Below are 1,367 nucleotides of genomic sequence, written 5' to 3' on the forward strand. Positions count from 1 at the left end.
GAAAGTTACTATAGTAATATCACCATTAATCGGTTTAATGAATGATCAAGTTCAAGGTTTAAATAGTAAAAATATACATACTGCAAAAACTATTAACTCTGGCCTTTCACCTATAGAAAAATCTGCAATTGCAAGAGACGTTAAAAATGGAAAAATTGATATACTTTATGTTTCCATTGAAACTCTAATTAGTAGAAACGATATACAAAGTTTAATTGGCGACAGAGAAATTGGTCTTTTTGTAGTTGATGAAGCACATACTGTAACTACTTGGGGTAGAACATTTAGAGTTGATTATTGGTTTATGGGAAGTTACCTAAACAAATTAAGAAAGGATTATAATTTCCCTATCGTGACGTTTACAGCTACTGCTATTATTGGTGGTCCTGAAGATATGTATACAGACATCAAAAAATCATTAAACTTAATTTCACCAATCAGATATCTAGGCAAAATAAAAAAAGATAATATCTATTTAAACATTAAACAAATAGACGAAAAATATAAGAAAGATAATGGAAATGACGCTAAGCAAATTAAAGACAAATTACTTATTGCTAAAATTGAAAAAAATATTAAGCAAAATAAGAAAATGTTAGTGTACTTTCCAACTGTAGTGAGTATCAATCAATTTAAAACAACTTTGGAGGCCTTCCAACCTCATTTATATGAAAAAACTGCTATTTATCATGGGCAATTAACTAATGATAATAAAAATATTAACTTCAATGAATTTAAAAACGGAGAAAAACCTATCATTTTAGCGACTAAAGCTTTTGGTATGGGAATAGATATACCAGATATTGAAGATGTATATCATTATGCAATTTCTGGTAATGTACTAGATTATGTCCAAGAGATTGGGAGAGCAGCAAGAAAAGAAGGCCTTACTGGCAAGGCAAATTTAGATTATATTTCAAATAAAGATTTCAATGACTTTAAAAAATTACGCGCTTTATCATCAATAAAAAAAGGTCAGCTATTAAGTATGATTGAAAAAATTAAAACAATTTATAAAAATTCAGGTAACAAACGTTATCTAACTGTAAATATAAATTCATTTGATTATATATTTAACAATAGCATGGATGATACTGACGATATAGAAAATAAAGTAAAATTAGCATTGTTAACTATTGAAAATGACTTTAAGGCCAAAATGAACTACCCTCCATTTGTAACTAGACCAGGTAGCATAAATAGTAGAGATTATATTTTAGTAAATGAACATGATGAACAAGTGTTTAATAGTAAAGATAATAGAAAATATTTTAATAAATTATATTATTTAGAGAATTCTAATTATAAATGGATATACGAGTTCCAATCAGAAGAATATTGGAAAGACCATTTTCAAAATATATCTT

Annotated in this window: 1 protein-coding gene; it reads left to right on the plus strand. The window is 27.1% G+C overall.

The features are described 5' to 3' along the window. The coding region (locus CD118_RS11780) for a helicase-related protein (protein ID WP_142380886.1) at positions 1 to 1,367 on the plus strand (1,367 nt) is incomplete at both ends.

The sequence above is a fragment of the Staphylococcus coagulans genome (assembly GCF_002901995.1).
Lineage (GTDB): Bacteria > Bacillota > Bacilli > Staphylococcales > Staphylococcaceae > Staphylococcus > Staphylococcus coagulans.